21 protein-coding genes are annotated in these 23,657 nt (G+C 49.7%); 16 read left to right on the forward strand and 5 right to left on the reverse strand.

What is annotated here, in order from left to right; all coding sequences use genetic code 11:
• The first annotated feature begins 482 nt into the window (after positions 1-482).
• Both OH31_RS02410 and OH31_RS02415 read left to right on the forward strand, forming a co-directional pair.
• Positions 483-1,265: a hypothetical protein gene (locus OH31_RS02410; RefSeq protein ID WP_024929472.1), complete on the forward strand. Its 783-nt coding sequence runs from the start codon at positions 483-485 to the stop codon at positions 1,263-1,265.
• Positions 1,266-1,693: 428 nt separating this feature from the next.
• The gene (locus OH31_RS02415; RefSeq protein ID WP_024929473.1) at positions 1,694-2,332 is read left to right on the forward strand and encodes a PEP-CTERM sorting domain-containing protein; all 639 of its coding nucleotides are present in this window, start codon (positions 1,694-1,696) and stop codon (positions 2,330-2,332) included.
• Between the two features lie 141 nt (positions 2,333-2,473).
• On the opposite strand, the gene OH31_RS02420 is transcribed toward OH31_RS02415, so the two are convergent.
• Both OH31_RS02420 and OH31_RS14325 read right to left on the reverse strand, forming a co-directional pair.
• Positions 2,474-2,905, reverse strand: coding sequence for a lysozyme inhibitor LprI family protein (locus OH31_RS02420; RefSeq protein WP_024929474.1), 432 nt, complete (start codon positions 2,903-2,905; stop codon positions 2,474-2,476).
• A 59-nt stretch (positions 2,906-2,964) separates the two neighbouring features.
• A complete protein-coding gene (locus tag OH31_RS14325; RefSeq protein WP_148296186.1) occupies positions 2,965-3,177 on the reverse strand; it encodes a hypothetical protein in 213 nt (70 codons plus the stop codon).
• 161 nt (positions 3,178-3,338) lie between these two features.
• Between OH31_RS14325 and rlmF the strand changes: the two genes are divergently transcribed.
• From rlmF to OH31_RS02495, 12 genes are all read left to right on the forward strand, one after another.
• Positions 3,339-4,256: a 23S rRNA (adenine(1618)-N(6))-methyltransferase RlmF gene (gene rlmF, locus OH31_RS02430; RefSeq protein WP_024929475.1), complete on the forward strand. Its 918-nt coding sequence runs from the start codon at positions 3,339-3,341 to the stop codon at positions 4,254-4,256.
• Positions 4,257-4,345: 89 nt separating this feature from the next.
• The gene (locus OH31_RS02435) at positions 4,346-6,544 is read left to right on the forward strand and encodes an OsmC domain/YcaO domain-containing protein (RefSeq protein ID WP_024929476.1); all 2,199 of its coding nucleotides are present in this window, start codon (positions 4,346-4,348) and stop codon (positions 6,542-6,544) included.
• 226 nt (positions 6,545-6,770) lie between these two features.
• A complete protein-coding gene (locus OH31_RS02440) occupies positions 6,771-8,273 on the forward strand; it encodes a DEAD/DEAH box helicase (protein WP_024929477.1) in 1,503 nt (500 codons plus the stop codon).
• Positions 8,273-8,758: a YaiI/YqxD family protein gene (locus OH31_RS02445; RefSeq protein ID WP_024929478.1), complete on the forward strand. Its 486-nt coding sequence runs from the start codon at positions 8,273-8,275 to the stop codon at positions 8,756-8,758. Before OH31_RS02440 ends, OH31_RS02445 begins: the two co-directional genes overlap by 1 nt.
• A 237-nt stretch (positions 8,759-8,995) precedes the next feature.
• The gene (locus OH31_RS02455; protein WP_024929479.1) at positions 8,996-9,586 is read left to right on the forward strand and encodes a PEP-CTERM sorting domain-containing protein; all 591 of its coding nucleotides are present in this window, start codon (positions 8,996-8,998) and stop codon (positions 9,584-9,586) included.
• Between the two features lie 244 nt (positions 9,587-9,830).
• The gene (locus OH31_RS02465) at positions 9,831-10,976 is read left to right on the forward strand and encodes a GGDEF domain-containing protein (protein ID WP_024929480.1); all 1,146 of its coding nucleotides are present in this window, start codon (positions 9,831-9,833) and stop codon (positions 10,974-10,976) included.
• Between the two features lie 141 nt (positions 10,977-11,117).
• On the forward strand, positions 11,118-11,933 hold the full coding sequence (locus OH31_RS02470; protein WP_024929481.1) for an HD-GYP domain-containing protein: 816 nt from the start codon (positions 11,118-11,120) through the stop codon (positions 11,931-11,933).
• A gap of 145 nt (positions 11,934-12,078) precedes the next feature.
• Positions 12,079-14,694, forward strand: coding sequence for a bifunctional diguanylate cyclase/phosphodiesterase (locus OH31_RS02475; protein ID WP_024929482.1), 2,616 nt, complete (start codon positions 12,079-12,081; stop codon positions 14,692-14,694).
• Positions 14,695-14,896: 202 nt separating this feature from the next.
• Complete coding sequence (locus OH31_RS02480; RefSeq protein WP_024929483.1) at positions 14,897-16,117, forward strand: nidogen-like domain-containing protein; 1,221 nt, start codon at positions 14,897-14,899, stop codon at positions 16,115-16,117.
• Positions 16,118-16,310: 193 nt separating this feature from the next.
• Positions 16,311-16,523: a hypothetical protein gene (locus OH31_RS02485; protein WP_232410995.1), complete on the forward strand. Its 213-nt coding sequence runs from the start codon at positions 16,311-16,313 to the stop codon at positions 16,521-16,523.
• 13 nt (positions 16,524-16,536) lie between these two features.
• On the forward strand, positions 16,537-16,806 hold the full coding sequence (locus tag OH31_RS02490; protein WP_051502152.1) for a hypothetical protein: 270 nt from the start codon (positions 16,537-16,539) through the stop codon (positions 16,804-16,806).
• A 40-nt stretch (positions 16,807-16,846) separates the two neighbouring features.
• Positions 16,847-17,074: a hypothetical protein gene (locus tag OH31_RS02495; protein WP_228519697.1), complete on the forward strand. Its 228-nt coding sequence runs from the start codon at positions 16,847-16,849 to the stop codon at positions 17,072-17,074.
• 63 nt (positions 17,075-17,137) lie between these two features.
• Here OH31_RS02495 and ppk2 read toward each other — a convergent pair whose 3' ends face one another.
• On the reverse strand, positions 17,138-18,115 hold the full coding sequence (ppk2, locus tag OH31_RS02500) for a polyphosphate kinase 2 (protein WP_024929485.1): 978 nt from the start codon (positions 18,113-18,115) through the stop codon (positions 17,138-17,140).
• A 153-nt stretch (positions 18,116-18,268) separates the two neighbouring features.
• Between ppk2 and OH31_RS02510 the strand changes: the two genes are divergently transcribed.
• Positions 18,269-19,897 carry an inorganic phosphate transporter gene (locus OH31_RS02510; RefSeq protein ID WP_024929486.1) on the forward strand — a complete coding sequence of 543 codons (1,629 nt, stop codon included), beginning with the start codon at positions 18,269-18,271 and terminating at the stop codon, positions 19,895-19,897.
• 119 nt (positions 19,898-20,016) lie between these two features.
• On the opposite strand, the gene OH31_RS02515 is transcribed toward OH31_RS02510, so the two are convergent.
• Entirely contained in the window at positions 20,017-20,427 is a 411-nt protein-coding gene (locus OH31_RS02515; RefSeq protein WP_232411281.1) for a MarR family winged helix-turn-helix transcriptional regulator, read from the reverse strand.
• Between the two features lie 306 nt (positions 20,428-20,733).
• Here OH31_RS02515 and OH31_RS02520 point away from each other — a divergent pair, with 306 nt between their 5' ends.
• Complete coding sequence (locus tag OH31_RS02520) at positions 20,734-22,125, forward strand: 3'-5' exonuclease family protein (protein ID WP_024929487.1); 1,392 nt, start codon at positions 20,734-20,736, stop codon at positions 22,123-22,125.
• Positions 22,126-22,170: 45 nt separating this feature from the next.
• Here the strand turns inward: OH31_RS02520 and ccoG are convergent, their stop codons facing one another.
• Complete coding sequence (gene ccoG / locus OH31_RS02525; RefSeq protein ID WP_024929488.1) at positions 22,171-23,595, reverse strand: cytochrome c oxidase accessory protein CcoG; 1,425 nt, start codon at positions 23,593-23,595, stop codon at positions 22,171-22,173.
• Between the last annotated feature and the right edge of the window lie 62 nt (positions 23,596-23,657).

Consider the following 23,657-nt stretch of genomic DNA (forward strand, 5'->3'; position numbering starts at 1 on the left):
TATTTGCAGTGTCTAGAATTAATCTTGTAGGAATGTGAAATGTAAGTTAATTTACAAGCTAAGAAAAGAACTAATGATTACAATCGAGTGAATACAATTACAACAATTAAGACAGATTAAATCAATGGACTTATCCAATTGCAAGATGTATGGGTTTGCTTGTTAGATCAACAAATACAAGGGTTGTTGACCGTGGCCTTTACCTTTATTTTCTCAATATGTGGTGGCTATTTTTCTTCATCACTCAATCCACCTCATATTCGTCGGTCTTAAGCCGTAGGTATGCAAACAGCGGCTGGCTGATCAGTAGATTCGGCCATTATATTGGCTTGGAGTATGAGGTTGGAATTGTCCAGGCGGAAGTTGCTACCTGCTAGTGCCACGCTCTAATCTTGAGATGGTATTGATTTTTATTCCAATAGTTGGGCGATAGGGTAAGATTCGAGGCCACATAAAAATATCTGTTATTGATGCCTAATGTGATGAAAAGTAAAGTTGCGGTCGAAGTTAAAGGGAAGCAAAGACAGATTTTGTCTTTTACCGAAAAGAAAACAGGTGATGTTTATATAAGACTTTACTCGGGGCTTCAAGTCGGACTCCCGCCGAATAACAAGGTAATTCGCCAGCATAGATATTCGATTCATCCATCAAATCAAAGCCAAACATATTCGATGCTCAAGCGAACATTAGAGTTTGTGGATGAAGATAGTTGGACTAGTTCAGCACTGACTAATGCAATTAAAACGAATAGCGGTTTTTTTCCAGTAACAATAATTAGATTCGATAATCTAGAGGCTGCATGTTATGACTTGAATGTAGAGTCTGCTGATTTGATTGTTCCCTCGTTTGACCCTGAAACTCAAACTTTATTGATGGGTTTGTTTGTCGGGAACGTGGATACGCCATTTCCTCAGCATAAAGATATATCGGTTGCACAAATTTGTTTTAAAAGTGTCCGTGTAGTCCTGATGTTCTTGAGAGTCACTTTGCCAGCTGGAGTTTTTGGACGGATATCTGATTCAAAAACCTTCCCTCCTGATAGCGTGAATGATCAAATTGCACGCTCTAATTTGATACAGTTAATGAATGGATATACAGTTGAAAAGTCTATAGAGTATTTTATTAGTATGGTTATTCGCCAATTGCAAGAACATATCCAAACTCAACTATCTTTTATTCCTAATGAAGAAAAAGAACTACGTGATTTCATAATTGAGCAATCTAGTCAATTGATAGAGAGTATCTCGCATTTAGCCACTACCTAATCGCAGCTATTTAGGTTTCAGTTTTTCAGCATTCTGTTATTTCGGCTGTTTTATAGTTGACCACTCTCAAGGCATCCCCGAAACTCACCCGCCCGCATCCCCAAGTTCTACCCATAGTCGTACGTCTTGAGCCACAGGCAGGCAATAAACGGCGGGCTGATACAGGCGGTGATCCAGGTGATAATCGTTGGCCGTTATGTTGGCTTGGCGAGGAAGTCGGATTGATAATTTGGAAGTTGACGTGTAAACAATTTCTTTTCGCAAGACTTTACAAAGTCGTATCTTAAGCAGGAAAGCGAGCATAGAGTCGGTCGCAAGAGTCGTCATATATGTCTGGATAGCCCATAATTACTATTGATGAGATAAGGTCGTGGTGATAATCTGCGAAAACTAAAAAATTCTTTAATGTTTACAAGGCTACTATGAGCATGAAATCAGTATTTATTGCGGGCTTGCTATCTTTTGCAGCACACTCTGCCTTTGCCGCCACAACTGAGTACGCAGACTTCTCAAGTTGGTCTGATGATGTTGCTGGGATTATTACGACTGAAACTTACAACGAGTATGACTTTACTGGCGGTGGTACTAATAATGTCTTTTATGGCACTAGTACAACACTGGGTGGTATTACTTATACGCTTGATAATGATGGTCAATTGTACGGTGTCAATAAAAACTTAGATTACGATGCGGCTTATCACAAATCAAATTATCTTGAGTGGCAATCGGGCATCCCAACCAACACTTTGACCATTACTTTGGCCTCCTACACTAACGCTGTCGGCTTTAATTTTGGGCAGTTTTATGGTGATGCGGAAACCTTTACGGTAAAGCTGGGCAATGGTGACACTTTCACGCTGCTTGGTAGTACGACCTATTCATTTTTTGGTGCAATCTCCACTGCAGCTTTCAAAACGGTTTCTATTACCGGGCTACCTTATCCAACGCTGGATAATTTATCTGTAGCTCCTGCTGTGGCTGCACCTGTCCCTGAGCCTGAAGCTTACGGTATGTTGTTGGCTGGTTTGTTCTTGACCGGACTTTCGGTACGCCGTAATCGCCAGTAATTTGAATCACCCAGTTAAGAAGCCGACTTTATGGTCGGCTTTTTTGTTGATGCTTCCATCATCATATCTCTGGTGTCTGGCGATTTAAAGTTTAAAGCTCAGTGTTGTGTGATCTGTAGCAGAAAAAGTAAATGCGCCGAGTTACTTTTCAAACTCTTGTTCGTATGCGATTAAATTCAAGGCCCGTGCCCGCACTAACTGCATGCCTAGGTTGGTGCCGGACAACTGATGAATCGTGCCTTGTTGTGATACAACAATCTCACTGATCACCTTGCCTTCAGCATCTCTGTATTTAAGCCATTGTTGTTGGGCTTTGCGCAGCGTGGCTTGCTGAGAGGGGTTCAATTTTTTCATCAAGCGTTTATACACAATGTTCATCTCTGCATCCCACTTCATCCGCGCTTGATTGGTAATATTGCGCATGTCTGCAGTAGAGTTCACGGTCTCTTCGGCCATTTTCTCTTCATACCATGCGTCAATGACGTGTTGCGTTGGTTCGATTGCCATGTCTGCAAAGGCAGATACTGAAAAAATGCTAATCCATACGATGAGTAAGCGTTTTAATAAATGCATATGTACCTGGCTGATAGTCTGTTGAAGTAACTGTGTATCTAATCTACAGCGATTTATGATTATTTCTGGCCCGAGCGCTCTTTTTCATATTCTTCATATGTTTTGGTATTCAGCCGCTCTAAGCATGATTCAACTTCGCCTGGGGGCTGGCTGCGGCAGTTGTTTTTTGCGCCTTCTTTCACGCCTTCGTACCAGGCTTTATTGGTGCAGGCAGTCATAGTGATGCTTAAAACAATAAACAGGATAAGCATTAAGGATGATGTTGTTTTCATGGTTAGTCGCTTTCGGCGTTGGCTGCCCAATCGATATTGAGTCCAGAACATTCTTGGCTAACAGTTCAAACAAGTATAACAACTAGGCATCCGTTTTATAACCTGGTGTGAAATAATGCCTGGTCTGCTACGCTATCCCACATTCTTTCTGCTCTGACTTCATGAAGCCTGACCACACCGCCTCTACCTTGCATCCGCGTAACCTGCATCGCGCGGGTTATGATTTTGCTGTGCTGGTGCAAGCACATCCACCTCTGGCCAGCTTTGTGCGGCCAAATGCTTACGGCGATGCGTCGATCGATTTTGCCAACCCGCAAGCGGTGAAGGCGCTTAATCAGGCTTTGCTTAAGCAGTATTACGGCGTCGCTGCGTGGGATATTCCAAAGCATTACTTATGTCCGCCTATCCCTGGGCGGGCGGATTATGTGCATTATCTGGCGGATTTATTGGCAGAAAGCCATCCAGATTTAAACCCTGAACAAGTCCGCCTGTTGGATATCGGCACAGGTGCCAATCTGGTTTATCCGCTGATTGCGGCGCATGCTTATCATTGGGAATGTCTCGGCGTGGATATTGATGCCAAAGCCTTGCGTAATGCGCAGCACATCATTGAGGCTAATGGTTTGCAGCAACAGATTACTTTGCGTCAGCAGCCTAACCCTGTATCAATCTTCAAGGGAGTGATTTTGCCGGGCGAGCAATTTACGCTCACTTTATGTAACCCGCCTTTTCATGCGTCAGCCGCTGAGGCCTTGGCGGGGACGCAGCGCAAATGGCGCGGGTTAGGCAAGCGGCCTCCGCAGGCACTGAATTTTGGCGGGCAATCGAATGAGTTGGTGTGTGAGGGTGGTGAGGCGGCATTTTTAAGCACCATGATTAGCGAGAGCAAGCAATTCTCCAAGCAGTGCCTGTGGTTCACCACGCTGGTTTCTAAAGCCAGCAATTTGCCGTTGGTCTACCGTGAACTGAAGAAGGCGCAGGCGGTGACGGTGAAAACGGTGGAGATGGCGCAGGGCCAGAAACAAAGCCGGTTTGTGGCGTGGACGTTTCAGCCTATGCCTGCTAAAAAGCGCATTTAATCAGCAGCTTGCCATTTATCCTTAGGTGGCTTAGTCATTGTGAGGGATAATAGCGCCCTTATCTTTTTTGCAGCATTTGGAGTTTCGCCATGGAAGTCAAAGTCAACTTTCTCGATAAGCTACGTCTTGAGGCCAAGTTCGATGACTTCACGGTGATTGCTGACCAGCCTATCCGCTATAAAGGCGATGGCTCGGCCCCTGGTCCGTTCGATTACTTTCTGGCTTCTTCTGCGTTGTGTGCAGCTTATTTTGTGAAGTTGTATTGCAGCACACGCAATATCCCTACCGACAATATCCGCCTGTCGCACAATAATATCGTTGATCCCGAAGACCGCTACAAGCAGATTTTCAAAATCCAGATTGAGTTGCCGACCGATATTTCTGAAAAAGACCGTGTCGGTATTTTGCGTTCGATAGACCGCTGCACGGTGAAGAAGGTGGTGCAGGCTGGCCCCGATTTCATCATTGAAGAGGTCGCGAACCTGGATGCTGATGCGCAGGCTTTGCTCACCGTTAATCCGGGCACAGAGTCACAGACTTATATCACCGGCAAAGATTTACCGTTGGAGCAAACCATCGCCAATATGTCTGGTTTGCTGGCGAGCCTGGGCATCAAAATTGAGATTGCGTCGTGGCGCAATATTATTCCCAATGTATGGTCGTTGCATATCCGCGATGCGCATTCACCGATGTGTTTTACGAATGGCAAAGGATCGACCAAGGAGAGCGCGCTGGCGTCGGCTTTGGGCGAGTATATTGAGCGGCTGAGTAACAACCACTTTTATGCTGGCTCGTACTGGGGTGAAGAGATTGCCAATGCTCCATTTGTGCATTACCCGAACGAACGCTGGTTTAAGCCTGGCCGCAAGGATGCGTTGCCTAAGGAAATTCTTGATGACTACTGCCTGGAGATTTACAACCCGGATGGCGAGCTGCGCGGCTCGCACCTGATAGATACCAATTCCGGCAATGCTGAGCGCGGTATCTGTTCATTGCCTTTTGTGCGCCAGTCGGATGGCGAAACGGTGTATTTCCCAACTAACCTGGTGGAAAATCTGTTTGTCAGCAACGGCATGAGTGCCGGCAATACGCTGGTGGAGGCGCAGGTGCAATGTTTATCCGAGATTTTTGAGCGTGCAGTCAAGCGCGAAATCATTGAGGGCGAAATTGCCTTGCCGGATGTGCCGCAAGAAGTGCTGGCGAAATATCCTGGCGTGGTGGCAGGCATTCAAGGGCTGGAAGAGCAGGGCTTTCCGGTGCTGGTGAAAGACGCTTCTTTGGGCGGGCAATACCCGGTCATGTGCGTGACTTTAATGAATCCGCGTACTGGTGGTGTGTTCGCTTCGTTTGGCGCGCATCCAACCTTGGAAGTGGCGCTGGAACGCAGCCTGACCGAATTGCTGCAAGGCCGCAGTTTTGAAGGCCTGAATGATTTGCCGCAGCCGACGTTTGCCAGCGAAGCCGTGACTGAGCCGAATAACTTTGTTGAACATTTTATTGACTCCAGCGGCGTAGTGTCATGGCGCTTTTTCAGTGCCAAATCAGATTACGAGTTTGTGGAGTGGGATTTTTCCGGCCACGGCGAAAACGCTAATACCGAAGAAGCCGCGACCATGTTTGGCATGCTGGCCGAGATGGGCAAAGAAGCTTACGTGGCCGTCTATGACCAATTGGGTGCGACCGCTTGCCGCATCCTTGTGCCGGGGTATTCTGAAGTGTATCCGGTAGAAGATCTGGTCTGGGATAACACTAACAAAGCGCTGCTATTTCGCGAAGATATCCTCAACCTGCACACCCTGGACGATGACCGCCTGGAAGCCTTGCTGGAACGCCTGGAAAACAATGAGCTGGATGATTATGGCGACATTGCTACCCTGATTGGCATTGAGTTTGATGAGAACACTGACTGGGGTCAACTTACAGTGATGGAGTTGAAGCTGCTGATTCAGCTCGCTTTGCAGCAGTTTGAAGAAGCCCATGACCTGGTGGGTGCCTTTTTGCAATATAACGACAACTCACTGGCGCGCGGATTGTTTTACCAGGCCTTGAATGTGGTGCTGGAAGTATTGCTGGATGACGAACTGGAACTTGCCGATTACGAAACCAACTTCCGCCGCATGTTTGGTGATATACGCATGGATGCGGTGATCGGTTCAGTCGATGGTAGCGTGCGCTTTTATGGCCTGACGCCAACCAGTATGCAACTGGAAGGTCTGGACAGGCACCAGCGCCTGATCGATAGTTATAGAAAAATACATGCGGCACGGGCTAAAGTAGCCGCCGGGTGAATGGTGGCAAATAGGCGTGAAAATCCAAATATATTCAATAGATTAGAAATGGTCGAATCACGCGTATAATAGTCACACCCTGCGCACTACCAATCAACGCAGCGGTTCTGAAATACCTCAAGTTGTTACCTCGTTAGTCCAGATTGGTGTTGCCGCAGGCAACAGACCAGCGCCTAATTAATTTATTGCATGGTGATGCCATGCAATTTCTATAAGTTGAATTACTTTGTCACAAGAAAATACCCCTGCAAACATCACGTTTGCTGATTTAAATTTATGCGCGCCTGTGTTGCGCGCGATTGCCGATGCCGGCTATACCTCACCAACGCCGATTCAGGCACAGGCGATTCCTTATGTGCTGCGTGGTGGCGATTTGCTCGCTGGTGCGCAAACTGGTACCGGCAAAACCGCCGGATTTACCTTGCCGATTCTGCACCGTTTGTCTGAAGCACCATTGGTGCAGGCGGCAAAGGGCAAGCCACGTTGTTTGATCTTGTCACCGACACGTGAGTTGGCGGCGCAGATCGGCGAGTCTGTCACCACTTATGGCAAATATTTGCCGCTTAAAAGCATGGTAGTGTTTGGCGGCGTCAGCATCAATCCGCAAATCAACCGTTTGAGCAAACCACTGGATATCCTGGTGGCGACGCCTGGCCGTTTACTCGACCTGGTGCAGCAAAAAGCGCTCGATTTATCTGCCATTGAAATCCTGGTGCTGGACGAAGCCGACCGTATGCTGGACATGGGCTTTATCCACGACATTAAAAAAGTATTGGCCATGCTGCCTAAAAAACGCCAGAACCTGCTGTTCTCGGCCACTTTTTCTGATGACATCAAACGCCTGGCGGATAGTTTGCTTAATACGCCAGACCTGGTGGAAGTGGCACGCCGCAATGCATCCAATGCGCTGATTGAGCAGAGCGTGCACATGGTGCCGCAGGCGCACAAGCGCGAAATGGTCAGCTATTTGATCAAGCATCATCAATGGCAACAAGTGCTGATTTTTACGCGTACCAAGCATGGCGCCAACCGACTGGCAGAAAAGCTGGTGAAAGATGGTATCCCGGCGATGGCGATTCATGGCAATAAAAGCCAGAATGCGCGTACAGCAGCGCTGGCACAGTTTAAAGCGGGCACCATCACGGCGCTGGTGGCGACGGATATTGCTGCGCGCGGGCTGGATATTGACCAATTGCCGCAAGTGGTGAATTTTGAATTGCCGAATGTACCTGAAGACTATGTGCACCGGATTGGCCGTACTGGCCGTGCCGGTGCCAGCGGCGCGGCTATTTCACTGGTAGACCGTGAAGAATTTGGCATGCTCAAGGATATTGAAAAGCTGATTAAGCGCGATATCCCGCGGGTGCCGGTAGAAGGCTTTGTCGCGCCTGAGAAAAACAGCGAAGAGCCTGACCGCCCACCACGTGGGCAGAATCAAGGCCGTCAACGCCAAGGGCAGTCTCAGAAACAAGGACAGCCACAAAAACAGGGTCAGGCTCAGAAGCCGTCACAACCCCGCCAAGGACAAAGCCAGCCGCAAGCGCAGGCCGGCGCCAATAAGCCTGGGTCAGGCAAGCCGAATCCGCACAAGTCCGGGCATGCCAATCCTGGCCAACGCAACGGTCATCAGGCGCAACCTCGCCAGGGCGGCAACAAGCCGCAAGGCGCGTTGTTTACGCCCAAGCCAGGTGCGAATACGGCTAATAAAACACCGCCGAAAGCGCGCTAATGCATATTTGGGTGGATGCAGATGCTTGCCCGGTCGTGATTAAAGAAATCCTGTTCCGGGCGGCAACGCGTTCTCATATCACCACTACCTTTGTCGCCAACAAATTGCTGCGGGTGCCACCATCGCCGTATTTGCGTGCGATGCAGGTCGATAAAGGCTTTGATGTGGCAGATAATGCCATTGTTGCTGCGCTGGTGGCGGGGGATTTAGTGATTACTGCTGATATTCCCTTGGCCGCGCAAGTCATAGACAAAGGCGGCCATGCGCTGAATCCGCGCGGTGAGTTTTATTCGACTGAAAATATCAAAGAGCGGCTGGCAATGCGCGACTTTATGGAGTCGTTACGTGCCAGTGGCGTAGAGACACAAGGCCCAAGTGCAATGCAGTCTTCTGACCGTCATACCTTTGCATCACAGCTTGACCAGTTTCTGGCGCGCCAGAAGCGCAAGGGTGCAAGCGTAAACATCGATTCGAGCCAGCCTTAAATCGATAGCAGATCAGTCAGCAGGGCTTGCAGCAAGTGTAAACGGCTGGCAGAGATGCCAGCCGTTTTTATTGGCATCAGCGTGATGCTAAGTTACTGTTTTGTCACACATGTTAATCCTTGAAAATGGTCGGTGTGGGCTATTGGCGGCGGTTTTGTTTTTGCTAGAATGAACGCTGTAATAATAGATGATTCGCAAAAATATTATTGCGATAATCTAATTTAAAAGGATATGTAAATGCACTTTTTTAAAACCTTAGTGCTTGCGATGACGATGCTGGTGTCAGTGTCCTCACAAGCGGCAGTTGAAAGTTACGGCACCTTGTTGTCTGGCAGTTACCAGCCGGCGACTGACTTTGCATCGCTTTCAGTCAGCGGCACAGGCAATGTGTACACTTTTACCTTAACCGCCTACGACCTGAATGCCTTGTTTACCAATAAAGCCTTTATTGGCTCAATTGCCGTCAAGGTCTCGCCAGATGTGAAGGCAAACACAATTGCTGTGAGTAGTATTTCCGGCGGCGTGACCAATCTGGCAGCCAGCAATGGCGGCGGTCCTGGTGGCGATTGGGATTTCAGGTTTGTGCTTGGTCAAGGCGCTAACGACAGACTGTTGGCAAACGAGTCAGTCACCTGGACGGCAACATTTGCGTCTAATGTGAGCATTGATGACTATGCACTGCACGTGCAAGGATTGACCAAGGCGCAAGGTGACAGTGCCTGGTATCTGAATTCAGTCGTCACTACGCCTGTGCCTGAGCCTGCTTCATGGGCATTGTTGCTGGTAGGGTTGGGCGTTGCCAGCAGCATGCGTAAGCGTCGTGCGTAATCACGCTTAACTCTTAAGTGTTATCAACAAACGGCTTGCATTGATGCAGGCCGTTTTTGTTTGTGCGCGCTGGTCAAGGCAGCTTTAAGAGCGACTATTATGCGCATCAAACGCCACATTTTGATTGTAATGAATTGAAAACCCCTTTGATTTAACTGGTTATTTTTAAGGGCTTGCATTAGCATGAGTTAAAACAGCGTATATAAAGCTGTCTGTAAGAATAAAAAGAAGAGGTCATCAGTTAATGAGTTTGCAGACTCGGATTGACGAGGCGTTATTTCACAGGCTGTTATCGGGAGCACGCATTCCTTTAATCGGGAGTGCGTTCGGTGGTCTGTTGATTGCGTTTTCGCAACTCGGCTCTGAAAAAAGTGATCTGTTCCTGCTTTGGTGCGGCGTGGTCTATGCGGTGATTGTTTTTCGCGTATTTTGCCTGAAACGTTGTCACCAGATGCTGGCCAAGCATGGCTTCAATTATTCTTTGGCGTATAGATATTGCCTGACCCTGGCGCTCTCCGGGCTGGCATGGGGCGCGCTGGGCTTTCTGGTGAAAGACGCGCCGCCCATGACGGTGATTATCGTCATCACGGCCATTCAGGCGATGGTGATGGGTGGCGTGGTCACCATGGCGTCCTGTATCCCGGCTTTTTTTGCCTTTAGTTTACCGGCAATGTTGCCGACGGTGCTGGTGTTCTCGTTTAGTGAAAACTTGTCGAGTTTTATCATGGCCGTGTTTAGCGTGATTTTTTACTTGTTGATGATAGGCATCGCCTACCGTTTTAACCAGTCATTGCGGCAAGCCACACGCATCGGCTTTGAGAACGAGGATTTAATTGGTTCTTTAAAGGATGCTTATCACAAGATTTCTGCGCAGAATCAAGAGCTTAATCATGTGGCGCACCATGATACGCTCACCGGTTTGCCTAACCGAAAATTGTTGTCATTGCGCTTGCAGCAGGCGATAGAACTGGGGCGGGTGAAGAAAACCGGTACAGCGATCTTGTACCTGGACCTGGATGGTTTTAAAGCCGTGAACGACCAGTGGGGGCACGAGGCGGGCGACCTGGCCTTGATCGAAGTGGCGCAGCGCCTGAGCAAGGTGATCCGCGGTAGCGATACGCTGGCGCGCGTGGGGGGTGATGAGTTTGTGATCGTGCTGTCTGATTTGCCTGAACAGGGAAGGTCCTCGGTGGAAATGGTCGGTCAAAAATGCCTGATGGTGTTTGAACGGGATTTCCAGATTCAGGGCGTTGTTTGCCGTCTGGGAACGTCGATAGGCTTAACCGTGTGCAAAGACGGTCAGACCATAGACCAGCTGCTGTCTGCAGCCGACAAGGCCATGTATCAGGCAAAGTTACTGGGTTGCGGGCAAATATCCTGGGCGGTTTAAGCTGCCGCGGGTTAAATGCGGGGTGAGGCACAGAGGTGCCCAACTCTGCCAGGATTGAAAATCGTGTGTCGATTTTCAATTGCATAAATTAGCTTTTGCGATAAGAATTCATACTTTGATGATTGTCATGCGAGAGTAATCATGCGGCCGCAGTATAAGATTGTGATGGTGTATGTATTGGTGGGCGCCGCCTGGATATTCTTTTCCGACAAGGTCGTTGCGCAGCTGTTTACGGACCCGCGTGACCTGACCACGGTACAGGATATCAAAGGCTGGCTGTTTATTCTGGTCACGGCCGTGTTGTTGTTGTTTCTGGTGAAGCGTGCGCTCGCAGATGCTGCACAAGACCAGCAAAAACTGATTCACAGTTATGACCAGACCATTCGTGGCTGGGTGCAAGTGCTCGATTTACGACACAAGGAAACCAAAGACCACACTTATCGCGTCGCGGCCATGACGGTGGCGCTGGCCAGCAAAATGGGCGTGACTGACGAAGCCTCCCTGAAGCTGATTGAGCGCAGCGCCATTTTGCACGATATAGGCAAAATCGGCATTCCCGATGCGGTGTTAATCAAGCCCGGCCAGTTGGATGAGGAAGAAATGCAGCTGATGCGCACGCATCCGCAGATTGCGCGCGACTTGCTGGCAAATATTGATTTTCTGCGCAACTGTATGGATATTCCCTATGGTCATCATGAGCGCTGGGATGGCCAGGGATATCCGCTCGGTTTACAAGGTGAGCAAATTCCATTTGCTGCGCGAATTTTTTCGATTGTTGATGTGTGGGATGCCTTGATGCACCCCAGGGTGTACAAGCCGGCCTGGCAGGAAGATAAAGTGCTGGACTATATTCGCAGTGAATCCAGTATCCGCTTCGATCCGGCCGCCGTGGATGCGTTTTTTGCCCATTATGATGTGATCAAGGACGCCGCCAGTGCGTCTTATAGTGAAAAATAGCTTGGGTGCAATGGCTTGGGTGAGGGGAAGGTAACCTGCTGGATGCCGGTATCAGGTAATTTGCCGGGCATTTATACAGGTATTTGGGGATTTGATTTTAATCGCATCCCTTACAGTAGTGGACGGGGGCTTAGGCTAAACATCCATGTCTGCACAACAATTCATATCTGCAGGGCGGGGCAAGCTAATCAGACGTTTGTGGCTGATGGTCTTGTTTGCGCTATTAATTTGCCTCACGTTCACGCAGGCCAGCCTGCCTGTAACCACGCATCGCCTGATTGTTTTGATACTCGCCCTGGGGGTCGTCTTATGGGGGGTGTTAACCGTACTCATTTGGCATCAACAACGCACCGCACTGGGCACGCAAGCCGCAGACCTGCAAACCTTTAACCGGGTGCTGGCAGATGTTTATGCCAGTGACACGTTTACCCCGGTGGTGTTTTCTCCGACCGCATCTGCCAGCGTTGAGAGTGGCTGGCAACAACTGCGTACACAACTGGCGCAACTGGACAGCGACGGTGCCTCAGTCAAGCAACATCATCAACAACTGAATCAGCTCTACCTGGCCTTGAGCCAATGTAACCAGGCCATTGTGCAGAGCCAGGACAAGCATAGCCTGTTTGAACAGATTTGCCGGATTATCGTGAATCTGGGCCATGCCAATATGGCCTGGATTGGTGAGCTGGATAGAGACAGTAAGCAGATTGTGGTCGCCAGTGCCTTTGGTTCTGGCATTAACTATCTGGACGAAGTATTGATTTCAGCAGACCCGGCCGCCGCAAGCGGCAGAGGGCCGTGCGGTTTAAGCATGCTGTCAGACCACCCGTACTGGGTACATGATTTCCAAACCAATCCTATCAGCGCGGTGTGGCATGACAAGGCCACCGAGTTTGCCTGGAAAGCTGCTGCCTTTTTGCCGCTGCATGCTGAAGGCAAAGTCATCGGCTGTTTATCATTGTATGCAGAGCACGAGCATGCATTTGAACCAGATATCCAGCGTTTACTGCAGGATATGGTCGCGAACATTGATTTCGCCCTGGGCCGCTTTGAGGTGCAAGCGCAGAACAGCCTGTTCCAAACCAATTTGCTGATGAGCGAGCAGCGCGCGCAACTGGTGCTGGAAAACGCGCTGGATGCCATTGTGAATATCGACCTGCAAGGCTCAATTGTAGAGTGGAACCGGGCTGCCGCGCATATGTTTGGGTATACGCGGGCGGAGGTGCTTGGGCGCATGCTGGAAGATGTGATTGTGCCGCCTGCGTATCGTGAGGCGCATCATCAAGGCATGCAACGTTTGCAGCAATCGGGTCACTCGCGATTGTTAGGTAAGCTGATTGAAATTACTGCTTTGCGCCGGGATGGCAGCGAGTTTCCCATTGAACTGACGATTGTGGAAATCAAGCGCGACCATGAGCATTATTACAGCGCATTTATTCGCGATATCACTACCCGTAAAGAGGCAGAGGAGCGCATACGGTTCCTTGCCAATTATGATTCTTTAACTGGCCTGCCTAACCGTCACCTGCTGAATGAACGTGTGATTGTTGAAATTGAAAAAGCCTGGGACCAGGATGGACAGTTTGCGTTGATGTTCCTCGATCTTGATCACTTTAAAGATGTGAATGATAGTTTGGGCCATCGCTACGGCGATAACCTGCTGATTGCATTGACGCATCGCTTTCAAAGCCTGGTGCGGCCGCAGGATACGATTTGCCGCCTGGGTGGCGATGAATTCGTGTTTTTACTGGCAGAGGCGGATCACACCATTGCCAAAGAGGTGGTAGAGCGCCTGCTAAAGGCTGTTGAGCAGCCATTTTTGATCGACCAGTACGAGCTGACCATTACCGCGTCGGTCGGCATTGCTATCTACCCGGATGACGGCCTGGATATGGAAAGCCTGCAACGCAATGCCGATGTCGCCATGTACCGCACCAAAAAAGAGAGTCGTAATAGTTACCGCTTCTTTAGTAACCATATGCAAGTGCAGACGGCGCGTAACCTGCAACTGGTGAATGCCTTGCGCCAGGCCATTGCGCTGGGACAGCTGGCGGTGTATTACCAGCCACAGGTCGCACTCGACTCCGGTCGCCTGGTCGGCGTAGAGGCCTTGCTGCGCTGGAAGCATCCGCAATTAGGTTTTATTTCACCCGCCGAATTTATTCCGCTGGCGGAATCTAGCGGCCTGATTATTTCCATCGGCAGCTGGGTGCTGGAGCAGGCCACGCAGCAAATTCACACCTGGCAACTGGCGGGCATCCAAGATATTTCGGTATCGGTTAACTTGTCCAGTATCCAGTTCAGGGATCCGAAATTGCCTGCCCTGGTGAAGAGTATTCTCGAGCGTTATCAGGTGTCACCGCACTGCCTTGAACTGGAGTTGACTGAAGGCGTGGCACTGGAGAACCCGGAAGGGGCGGTGGCTATGATGGATGCGCTCAGTGGCTTGGGCGTACGTTTGTCGATTGACGATTTTGGCACCGGGTATTCTTCACTCAGTTACCTGAAAAAGTTTAAAGTCTACAAACTCAAGGTAGACCAGACGTTTGTCCGCGATATCACCACCGATGATGAAGACAAGGCCATTGTCATCGCGATTATTCAACTGGCGCGCAGCCTGGGCATGAAAACCATTGCCGAAGGGGTGGAAACCCCGGAGCAGAAAGCTTTCTTGCAAGCACAAGGCTGTGACGAGATGCAAGGCTATCTGCTGAGTAAACCCATGAGCAGTGATGACGCCACGACTTTCCTGCTGTCTTATTAATTCACTTCGGTTGCTTATTCCCCAATTTCTGACCGCACACGGTGGGCCGCGGCATTGCTGACGATGGTGTTTTTTCGCATACGCATCACAATATTTTAATGTTAATAAAATATAAAAATTGTTAAAATAACTCACGAATACATCTTAATAAATCAAAGTGAGGAGTTACACAATGTATAGCAAGGGAGTCGTTTTATCCGGAATGAAGAAAATCAGCCTGGCCGTGATGCTGGCTGGTTTGTCCGCGAATCTGCACGCGATTGAGTTGTTGAGCGGGTTTGGCGGCGATGCCGGTTTTGGTGAGCTGGCCATGTTAGCCAATGATGATGATTCAAGCAACGCGTTAAATTTGCCGTTTGGTATTAATTTCTTTGGCCAGGAATTCAATCGTTTTTTTATTAACAATAACGGCAATATCAGCTTTTTGAGCGATTTGTCTACATTTACACCAGAAGCTTTCCCGGTGGCGACGCAGCCCATGATCGCCCCTTACTGGGCAGATGTAGATACGCGTGTTGGGCAAACACCATCTGCTTTCGGCAGTAATAGTGTGTATGTGGCCTCGCCCAGCGCAGAGACCGTCGTGGTGACTTGGCATAACGTCGGTTACTATCCAGCGCAAAACGATAAACAGAATAACTTTCAATTAGTGCTGCAAAAAACACCAGGCACTTCTAATGGTAGTTTCAGTGCCGAGTTTCGCTATGACCGACTGGAGTGGACGACAGGCGATGCCAGTGGCGGCGTCAATGGTTTGGGCGGCACACCTGCGCAAGCTGGCTATGATGCCGGTGATAATATCAATTACGAAACCCTGCCTGGCTCTCGTTCTAACGAGGTGCTGAACCTGGTCAATTTGAGTAATGTTTCTACGGCGACGCCTGGTTTATGGCGATTCTCGTTTAATAACGGCGCCTTGCCAGGACAAACGGCCGAAAATGCTTTTTTACCGGTGGTGGTCGATGGCGCGTATCAATTCGAGTTTAATGTGCAATTGAATCAACGTGTGTTTATTGACCCGCTGGTGGCTGTTGGCTATGACTACGAAGTCACAGGCGGTAATCAGTTTACGTCTGTATTGTTACCGCTTCTGGCAGCTGACACAGATGGTTACGCAATTTATGCTTTAGGTAATCTGACACCAGGTGGCCTGTTAGGCACCGTAACTGGTGGCACCGTGTTTAATTTTGCGACGCCACTGACAGGTTTCACGGTGGCTGGTATTGATGCTGCGGTCATGCTGGATCCGGCGAATACGACCGCATTTGTTACCGGGCTGACTTTTTTGAGTGCAGGTGTGGTGCAGATGTCGCAAACACCAATCACCACATTGGTGGCACAAGTGCCTGAGCCATCCTCCTATGCCATGCTGTTATGTGGTCTGGCGGGATTGATTGTTGTGCGCAGAAAAACGCGCGCCTAAGTCTTTATTAGGCTGATCTCAAAAACCCTGCTTTTGCAGGGTTTTTGCATTCATGACACAGGCAACAGTGTGGCGCCTCACAATCGCTGTGGTCACACATATTTCTTTAAAGTCTTTTCATTGATGCATTATTTCCCTTGACACTGTAAATGATAATTATTATCATTTGAAAACAGTTTAGCCAAGGAGAGTCATGATGAAACGTCATACGGTGGTTGGAAAAACCATGCTGGCTGGAAAAACCGCCTGCAAAGTGCTTTATCACCAGTCCTCAGACACGGTGGAGCTGGAAGTCGGCGGGACCACACTCAAATTTGAGGCCGACAGCTTTATCGTGATTAACGAAATGCTACGCAAGGCGGCGGCCCGTATTGTGATGCAGACTGAAATCGAGATGAGTGTTTGAAAGAGAGATTGCCATGAATACAATGAATATCCACGCGATGCGTTATGACCCCAGCTTGCCCGATGCTGAATCGGTGATGGCGTCATTGCTCTATATTGCCACCTTGTATATCAAGAAACCAACCTATGATCTGGCCAAGCAGGCCTTGCGCCTGGCCGAAACACTGACTGCGCCCGAGTATGCGGATTCAGACCTGATTTGCAGTGTGTCGCGCCGCATGTGTGTGCAGTGGACCCTGCTGGTCAATGAGCATGAGCAGGCTGAAGCGCCACTGGCAATATAAAAACAACCGTGTTTAGGGCTTGAGTATGAGTGAGGAAAGTATGTGTAAGAAAATTCTGTTGTCCGGCCAGGCTGGTTTCCGTGTGCATTATTGTGAAACACATCGCACGATAGAGCTTGAGATCGGCGCCATGAGCTTGCGGCTGGATGAAGACGCGCTGGAAGTGATGAGTGATGCTTTGGATGAGTCTGTGAGCAAGTTGCAGGCCCTGCATGCGACCAAAGGCTCTTTTCAGGCATTTATGCGGCAATTGAATATGCCGGATTAAAATACTGGCCTAAAGCGTAAACTACACAGGCTGTGATGCTCGCATCACAGCCTGTTTTCAGTTTCAATATTTGGCGGGTACGAACATTTCTTTGGGGACAGGTTCTCGGATGTAGTCCGCGTTGTAGACGCGCTTGGGGAGTACGACAGGTGCGTGGGCCACTTCTCCGTAGTTAATCTGGCTCAACAGGTGGCTGATGCAGTTAAGGCGCGCCTTCTTTTTATCGACGGCCTCTATGACCCACCACGGTGCTTCGGGGATATGTGTACGTTCCAGCATGACTTCCTTGGCTTTGGTGTATTGCTCCCACAGGCGGCGGGATTCCAGATCCATCGGGCTTAGTTTCCATTGCTTGAGCGGATCGTGAATACGGGTCATAAAGCGCAAATGCTGTTCGTCGTCGGTGATCGAGAACCAGTATTTAATTAAAATAATGCCGGAACGTACCAGCATCTTTTCAAACTCTGGCACTGAGCGGAAAAACTCGTCATATTCGTCGTCGTTACAAAAGCCCATGACTTTTTCGACCCCGGCACGGTTATACCAGCTGCGGTCAAACAACACAATTTCGCCGCCTGCCGGCAGGTGCGAAATATAGCGCTGAAAATACCACTGTGAGCGCTCACGTTCACTGGGGGCAGGCAGTGCAGCCACACGGCAAACGCGCGGGTTCAGGCGCTGCGTGACACGTTTAATGACGCCGCCCTTACCGGCAGCATCGCGACCTTCAAATAGCACCACCACTTTCAGTTTGTTACGCACGACCCAGTCTTGCAATTTGACCAGCTCACCTTGTAGCCGAAACAGCTCTTTAAAGTAGGTTTGTCGATCCGACAGGGTGGATTGACTGCGCGCTGATTGCAGGCCATCGATATGAGTCGCTCCCGCAAATTCGGCCAGAATCTGGTCCATACGTCGTTCGTCGTCCAGCTCCATTTCCAGTTCTTCATCAAAACTATCCAGCATTTCATTGTTGAAGCGTTCATCCATCGACAAACGTTCATCAACAGATTCAATTTCAGCAGATTTTTCTGTGGTCATGGAGGATTCCAGTATGGGGGTGCAGAACTCTAATTTAGAGTTGCAGCATGACAATTTGATGACTATTGCGCGCTTGCCACGTCTTTTTGTCATCAATGTGACATATTTCAAAACAATACTCTGAGTTCTTAATAGAACATCCGGAGAATATTGATGGATACTTCAGCGGCTAGTCATTCGACGCTGTTACATACTGCGTCTTCCTCTAAACCTAATCTCGATAAGAAATCTGGTGCGCTGACCATTGCGGTATTTGTTGGCTTATTGCTGATTGGTCTGGTGTATACCGGCTTTAGCCTGATGCACGATGTGACGGATACCGGCGCGCAGACAACTACCTGGGTGCCATTTATTTTGCTCGGTGTGGCGCTGGTGATTGCGCTCGGCTTTGAGTTTGTGAATGGTTTTCACGATACGGCGAATGCGGTGGCCACCGTCATTTATACCCATTCATTGCCTGCTAACTTTGCGGTGATCTGGTCGGGCACCTTTAACTTTCTGGGCGTGTTGGTATCTAGCGGTGCCGTGGCTTTCGGCATTATTTCCCTGTTGCCCGTCGAGCTGATTTTGCAAGTGGGTTCGGGCGCCGGGTTTGCCATGGTGTTTGCCTTGTTAATCGCCGCCATTATGTGGAATTTAGGCACCTGGTTGTTGGGCCTGCCGGCTTCCTCATCGCATACCTTGATTGGTTCTATTATCGGCGTGGGGGTTGCCAACGCGTTGATGCATGGCCGTGATGGCACCAGTGGTGTCGATTGGGCGCAGGCGACTAAAATCGGTTATTCCTTGTTGCTTTCACCGTTAATCGGCTTCTTCTTTGCGGCTTTATTGTTGCTTGCCCTGAAAGCATTTGTCAAAAGCAAAGAGCTGTATCAAGAACCTAAAGGCAATAAACCACCGCCACTGTGGATACGCGGCTTGTTGATTTTGACCTGTACCGGCGTCTCGTTTGCGCATGGCTCCAATGATGGCCAAAAAGGCATGGGCCTCATTATGTTGATTCTGGTGGGGACAGTGCCTATGGCCTACGCTTTGAACCGCGCCATGCCGGTGGATCAAATGACGCAGTTTGTTGCCGTGGCACAAGTCACTCAGCAATCCTTGGCGCACAGCACCAGTTTAACGCCGCCTGCCAGCAGCGAAACTGCGCGCCATGTGCTCACTGAGTATGTGCGCACAAAGACTGTTACACCTGAGGTTGTGCCTGCCTTGGCCGCCATGACTGGCAGCATAGGTGAGCAGGTGAAATCGCATGGTACGTTTGCTGAAGTGCCTGCCGAGCAGGTAGGTAACGTGCGTAACGATATGTACCTGGTTTCTGAGGCCATTCGTTTTCTGGACAAGGATGAAAGCGTTAAATTTGACGCTGATACCAAAGCCAATGTGACTGCGTTCAAAAAGGAAATTGATGGCGCAACCAAATTTATTCCGCTGTGGGTAAAAGTGGCGGTTGCGATTGCCCTGGGCCTGGGCACCATGGTGGGCTGGAAACGTATTGTGGTCACGGTGGGTGAGAAGATTGGTAAAACGCACCTCACTTACGGCCAGGGTGCATCGGCCGAGCTGGTCGCCATGACCATGATAGGCGCCGCGGATATGTACGGCCTGCCGGTATCGACCACCCATGTGTTGTCCTCAGGCGTGGCGGGGACGATGGCCGCAAACAAATCAGGCCTGCAAATGTCTACCATCCGTAACCTGCTGATGGCCTGGGTACTGACCTTGCCTATGGCGATGGTGCTGTCAGGCAGTTTGTACTGGCTGTTCACACATTTGTTTTAAATGTGTTTAAGCGGATGCTAATGACAAAAGAAATGTACAAGCGCTAATACGCTACATTTCTTTTGTCTGGCTGAGACTGCTTGTGACTGCTGCGAGAGTAGCTTGTAATGACCTAACGGCTAGTCAGGGATTTTAGCCGTTACATTTTTGGTCAGGGTATTCAACGTTTGATTCAGGGTATCAAACGCACTGTTGTTGAGCCCGGTATCACAGGCCACACGTTTTTGTACATCTGACAGCTTGCTGCGCAAGGCCTGGCCTTCTTCGGTCAGGCTGACAATCACCACCCGCTCATCATCTTTCTGGCGGGTGCGTTTAGTCAGTTTTTTCACTTCCAGGCGTTTGACCACTGGCGTGATGGTGGCTGGTTCCAGCATCAGTTTTTCGGCGATTTGTTTAATCGACAATTGTTTGTATTGCCAGAGGGCGACCAATACCAGATATTGCGGATAAGTCAGGTTGAGTTTGTCCAGATCGGGCTTGTAAGAGCGCAGCAAGGCATGGGTTGCCGAGTAGAGCGAAAAGCACAATTGGTTTTCCAAATAGAGGTTAGGCATGAGCTTTAAAAATTATATTGTCATTAATAGGAATCATTAATCATTACAGCATCAATCGGGGTGAGTGTCTATAGCTGTTTTGTAGGAGAAACACTGGTTTTGTATAAGATATGAGACCTCACAGCGTAAATCTGGGTATTCATAGCCATTTTGAGGTGAAAGACCCTGATATGATGCGGGGAATGGCTGTGTTTGAGGATGGCGGCGAATAGATTAAAGTGCGTTAAAATGGATGGATATCCCAGCCCAATTGATGTGCAGTAGAAAGCCTTCCGCGTTATGTTGCCTTCCGTGACTTTTCTTGACCTCGAAACCACCGGGGCGACCCCTTTACGTGACCGTATCACCGAGATTGCGCTGGTCCGCTTTGACAACGGTGTTGAAACTTTGCGCTGGCAAACCTTGGTCAATCCGCAACAGCCTATCCCGCCGTTTATTCAATCATTGACTGGCATTAACGACGCCATGGTGGCCGATGCCCCACTGTTTGCCGAAGTGGCGGATAAATTATTAGCGTTTTTGGAAGGCTCGGTGCTGGCTGCGCATAATGTGCGTTTTGACCATGGCTTTTTAAAATCGGAATTCAAACGCCTGAATATTACTTTGCGGCAACAAGTGCTGTGTACGGTCAAACTCTCTCGCCTGTTATACCCGCAGCATTATAGTCACGGTATAGATGCCATTGTCGCCCGTCACCAGATCACTGGCCTGGCACGTCACCGCGCCATGGGTGATGTCGAGGCGATATTGATTATGTTGAATGATGCCAGGCGTGACCTCGGCGCAGAGGTGGTGCAGGCCGCTGCGCTGAAGTTAATGGCCGCACCGACCTTGCCGCCACATATCGATGCCAGCCTGGTCGGCGAGTTGCCTGAGGCGCCAGGTGTTTACCTGTTTTATGGCGAGAACGACTTGCCTTTATATATAGGTAAAAGTGTCAATGTGCGCGCACGCGTGCTATCGCACTTCAGTAGTGATCATGCCTCCAGCAAAGAGATGCGCATGACACAGGAAATGAAACGCTTTGAATGGATACCCGCCGCAGGCGAATTTAGTGCCTTGTTGCTGGAGTCACGGCTGGTGAAAGAGCGCATGCCGATTTATAACCGGCAATTGCGGCGCGAGCGCCAGTTGTGCAGCTGGCAGTTAGTGGCTGGTGCACAACCGATAGTCAGGCTGGTGAATGAGGATGAGATTGACCCTAGCCAAATGGCACATTTGTTCGGTACGTTTAGGAGCAAGCGGCAAGCCGTTGAGACCTTACGCAAGATTGCTGACCTGAGTCACTTGTGTGCCAAAACGCTAGGGCTGGAAACCGGGCGTGACGGGCCGTGTTTTGCTTATCAACTTAAACGCTGTAAAGGCGTCTGTTGCGGGCAGGAATCTGCCGAGATGCATGCCTTGCGTGTGCAGCAAGCACTGATGGCACATAAGCTCAAAGCCTGGCCGTATCGCGGCAAGATCGGTATTGAAGAATATAACCTCGAAAATGATTTACGCCAGATTCACGTGTTTGAGCACTGGGTGTATGTAGGCGTGGCGGTGGATGACTATAGTTTGCAAGCGTTGCGCGCACAAACAACAGCGCTCAAGTTTGACCTCGATAGCTACAAATTACTGTTGAAAATGCTGTCACAGAAAAAGACCCGTGTACTGGATCTGGCTGGTTAGGAAAGCGTTCACCAACCGGGTACACGGGTAAGGGGTAGGGTGCGATCAAGGCAGGTAAAATGTGCTATTGGTGGATACTTGCTCGCCATTTGCTTTTCCATCATTCGAGAGCGCCGTGACCTCAATCTGGATGCGATGGCTGCCCTGCAAATCGCTCGCAGGCACAGACAAGCTTAAAGGCACTAATATTTCCTCAGTAGAAGCGGCTGTGAGTATCTGCTCACTTTCCACACGCAAGCCGTCTATGCCGCGGGCACGCACCTGGTAGCGCTGATTGTGCTCGGTGGCATTGGTGAGGTGCAACTGGTAAGGGTTTTCAATGCCATGGCCGGTTTCGCGGTACATGATATTGCGGTCACGCATGATGTCGACCTTGAAATCGGGTTTATGCAACAGCCCATAGCCTAACCAGGCGGTCATCAATACAAATAATCCGCTATAGATCAGCACGCGTGGCCGCAGCAGATGTTGCCGCAGTTTGTGTTGCCCGCTGAGGCCAGCCGCGGAAAAGCGGATTAAGTCGCGTGGGTACTGCATTTTGTCCATGACGTCATTGCAGGCATCAATACACAAGCCGCAGCTGATGCACTCATATTGCAAACCATTGCGGATATCGATGCCGACCGGACACACTTGCACGCAGATATTGCAGTCTATGCATGAGCCCAGGCCGTCTGCCTGGTAATCCTGGTTTTTACTGCGGCCACCACGCGGTTCGCCACGTGCGCTGTCATAGGCCACAATCAAGGTGTGATTATCAAACATCGCACTTTGAAAGCGCGCATAGGGGCACATATGTTTGCATACTTGTTCGCGCAGAAAACCGGCGTTGCCATAGGTGGCCAGTCCGTAAAAGCCTAGCCAGAAGCAGGACCAACCGCCCATTTGCCATTGCAGCATGTCGCTGCATAATTCGCGTATCGGCGTGAAGTAACCGACAAAGGTAAAGCCGGTGACCAATGAAAAAGCCAGCCAGGCGGAGTGCTTGCTCACTTTGATGCCGATTTTGTGCGCGCCCCAAGGCTGGCTGTCCAGTTTTTGCCTGGCCATGCGGTCACCTTCTATCGTGCGCTCCATCCACAAAAAGATCTCGGTATACACCGATTGCGGACAGGAGAACCCGCACCAGAGACGGCCTGCCACTGCAGTAAATAAAAACAGGCCCAGGGCGCTAATGATCAGTAACAGTGCAAGGTAAAACAAATCCTGCGGAAAAATCACCAGGCCAAACAGGTAGAAGCGATGGGTGTCGATATCCAGCAACAGTGCCTGGCGGCCGCCGTATTGCAGCCAGGGCATGCCGTAAAACACTAATTGTGTCAGCCAGATCATCAGCCAGCGCCAATTTTTAAAATAGCCGCTGACTGAGCGTGGATACACCTTGGGTGTTTTCTGGTAAAGCGAAATGGTTTGCCCGGCGACAGGGGCTGCCACAATCGGGATCACAGGTTTGCTGCGTGAAGATGTCATACAAGCACTCGGTATTAATAAGACGAGTGCAGTGTAAAAGAGAAGACTAATTTAAAACAGAT

Source organism: Methylophilus sp. OH31, assembly GCF_000576615.1.
In the GTDB taxonomy this organism is placed as follows: Bacteria; Pseudomonadota; Gammaproteobacteria; order Burkholderiales; family Methylophilaceae; genus Methylophilus.

What these genes read in the sequence shown, in the direction of transcription:
- OH31_RS02410 (WP_024929472.1), top strand. Translation starts at nt 483, where the DNA reads ATGAAAAGTAAAGTTGCGGTCGAAGTTAAAGGGAAGCAAAGACAGATT.
- OH31_RS02415 (WP_024929473.1), top strand. Translation starts at nt 1,694, where the DNA reads ATGAAATCAGTATTTATTGCGGGCTTGCTATCTTTTGCAGCACACTCT.
- OH31_RS02420 (WP_024929474.1), bottom strand. Translation starts at nt 2,905, where the DNA reads ATGCATTTATTAAAACGCTTACTCATCGTATGGATTAGCATTTTTTCA.
- OH31_RS14325 (WP_148296186.1), bottom strand. Translation starts at nt 3,177, where the DNA reads ATGAAAACAACATCATCCTTAATGCTTATCCTGTTTATTGTTTTAAGC.
- rlmF (WP_024929475.1), top strand. Translation starts at nt 3,339, where the DNA reads ATGAAGCCTGACCACACCGCCTCTACCTTGCATCCGCGTAACCTGCAT.
- OH31_RS02435 (WP_024929476.1), top strand. Translation starts at nt 4,346, where the DNA reads ATGGAAGTCAAAGTCAACTTTCTCGATAAGCTACGTCTTGAGGCCAAG.
- OH31_RS02445 (WP_024929478.1), top strand. Translation starts at nt 8,273, where the DNA reads ATGCATATTTGGGTGGATGCAGATGCTTGCCCGGTCGTGATTAAAGAA.
- OH31_RS02455 (WP_024929479.1), top strand. Translation starts at nt 8,996, where the DNA reads ATGCACTTTTTTAAAACCTTAGTGCTTGCGATGACGATGCTGGTGTCA.
- OH31_RS02465 (WP_024929480.1), top strand. Translation starts at nt 9,831, where the DNA reads ATGAGTTTGCAGACTCGGATTGACGAGGCGTTATTTCACAGGCTGTTA.
- OH31_RS02470 (WP_024929481.1), top strand. Translation starts at nt 11,118, where the DNA reads ATGCGGCCGCAGTATAAGATTGTGATGGTGTATGTATTGGTGGGCGCC.
- OH31_RS02475 (WP_024929482.1), top strand. Translation starts at nt 12,079, where the DNA reads ATGTCTGCACAACAATTCATATCTGCAGGGCGGGGCAAGCTAATCAGA.
- OH31_RS02480 (WP_024929483.1), top strand. Translation starts at nt 14,897, where the DNA reads ATGAAGAAAATCAGCCTGGCCGTGATGCTGGCTGGTTTGTCCGCGAAT.
- OH31_RS02485 (WP_232410995.1), top strand. Translation starts at nt 16,311, where the DNA reads ATGATGAAACGTCATACGGTGGTTGGAAAAACCATGCTGGCTGGAAAA.
- OH31_RS02490 (WP_051502152.1), top strand. Translation starts at nt 16,537, where the DNA reads ATGAATACAATGAATATCCACGCGATGCGTTATGACCCCAGCTTGCCC.
- OH31_RS02495 (WP_228519697.1), top strand. Translation starts at nt 16,847, where the DNA reads ATGTGTAAGAAAATTCTGTTGTCCGGCCAGGCTGGTTTCCGTGTGCAT.
- ppk2 (WP_024929485.1), bottom strand. Translation starts at nt 18,115, where the DNA reads ATGACCACAGAAAAATCTGCTGAAATTGAATCTGTTGATGAACGTTTG.
- OH31_RS02510 (WP_024929486.1), top strand. Translation starts at nt 18,269, where the DNA reads ATGGATACTTCAGCGGCTAGTCATTCGACGCTGTTACATACTGCGTCT.
- OH31_RS02520 (WP_024929487.1), top strand. Translation starts at nt 20,734, where the DNA reads ATGTTGCCTTCCGTGACTTTTCTTGACCTCGAAACCACCGGGGCGACC.
- ccoG (WP_024929488.1), bottom strand. Translation starts at nt 23,595, where the DNA reads ATGACATCTTCACGCAGCAAACCTGTGATCCCGATTGTGGCAGCCCCT.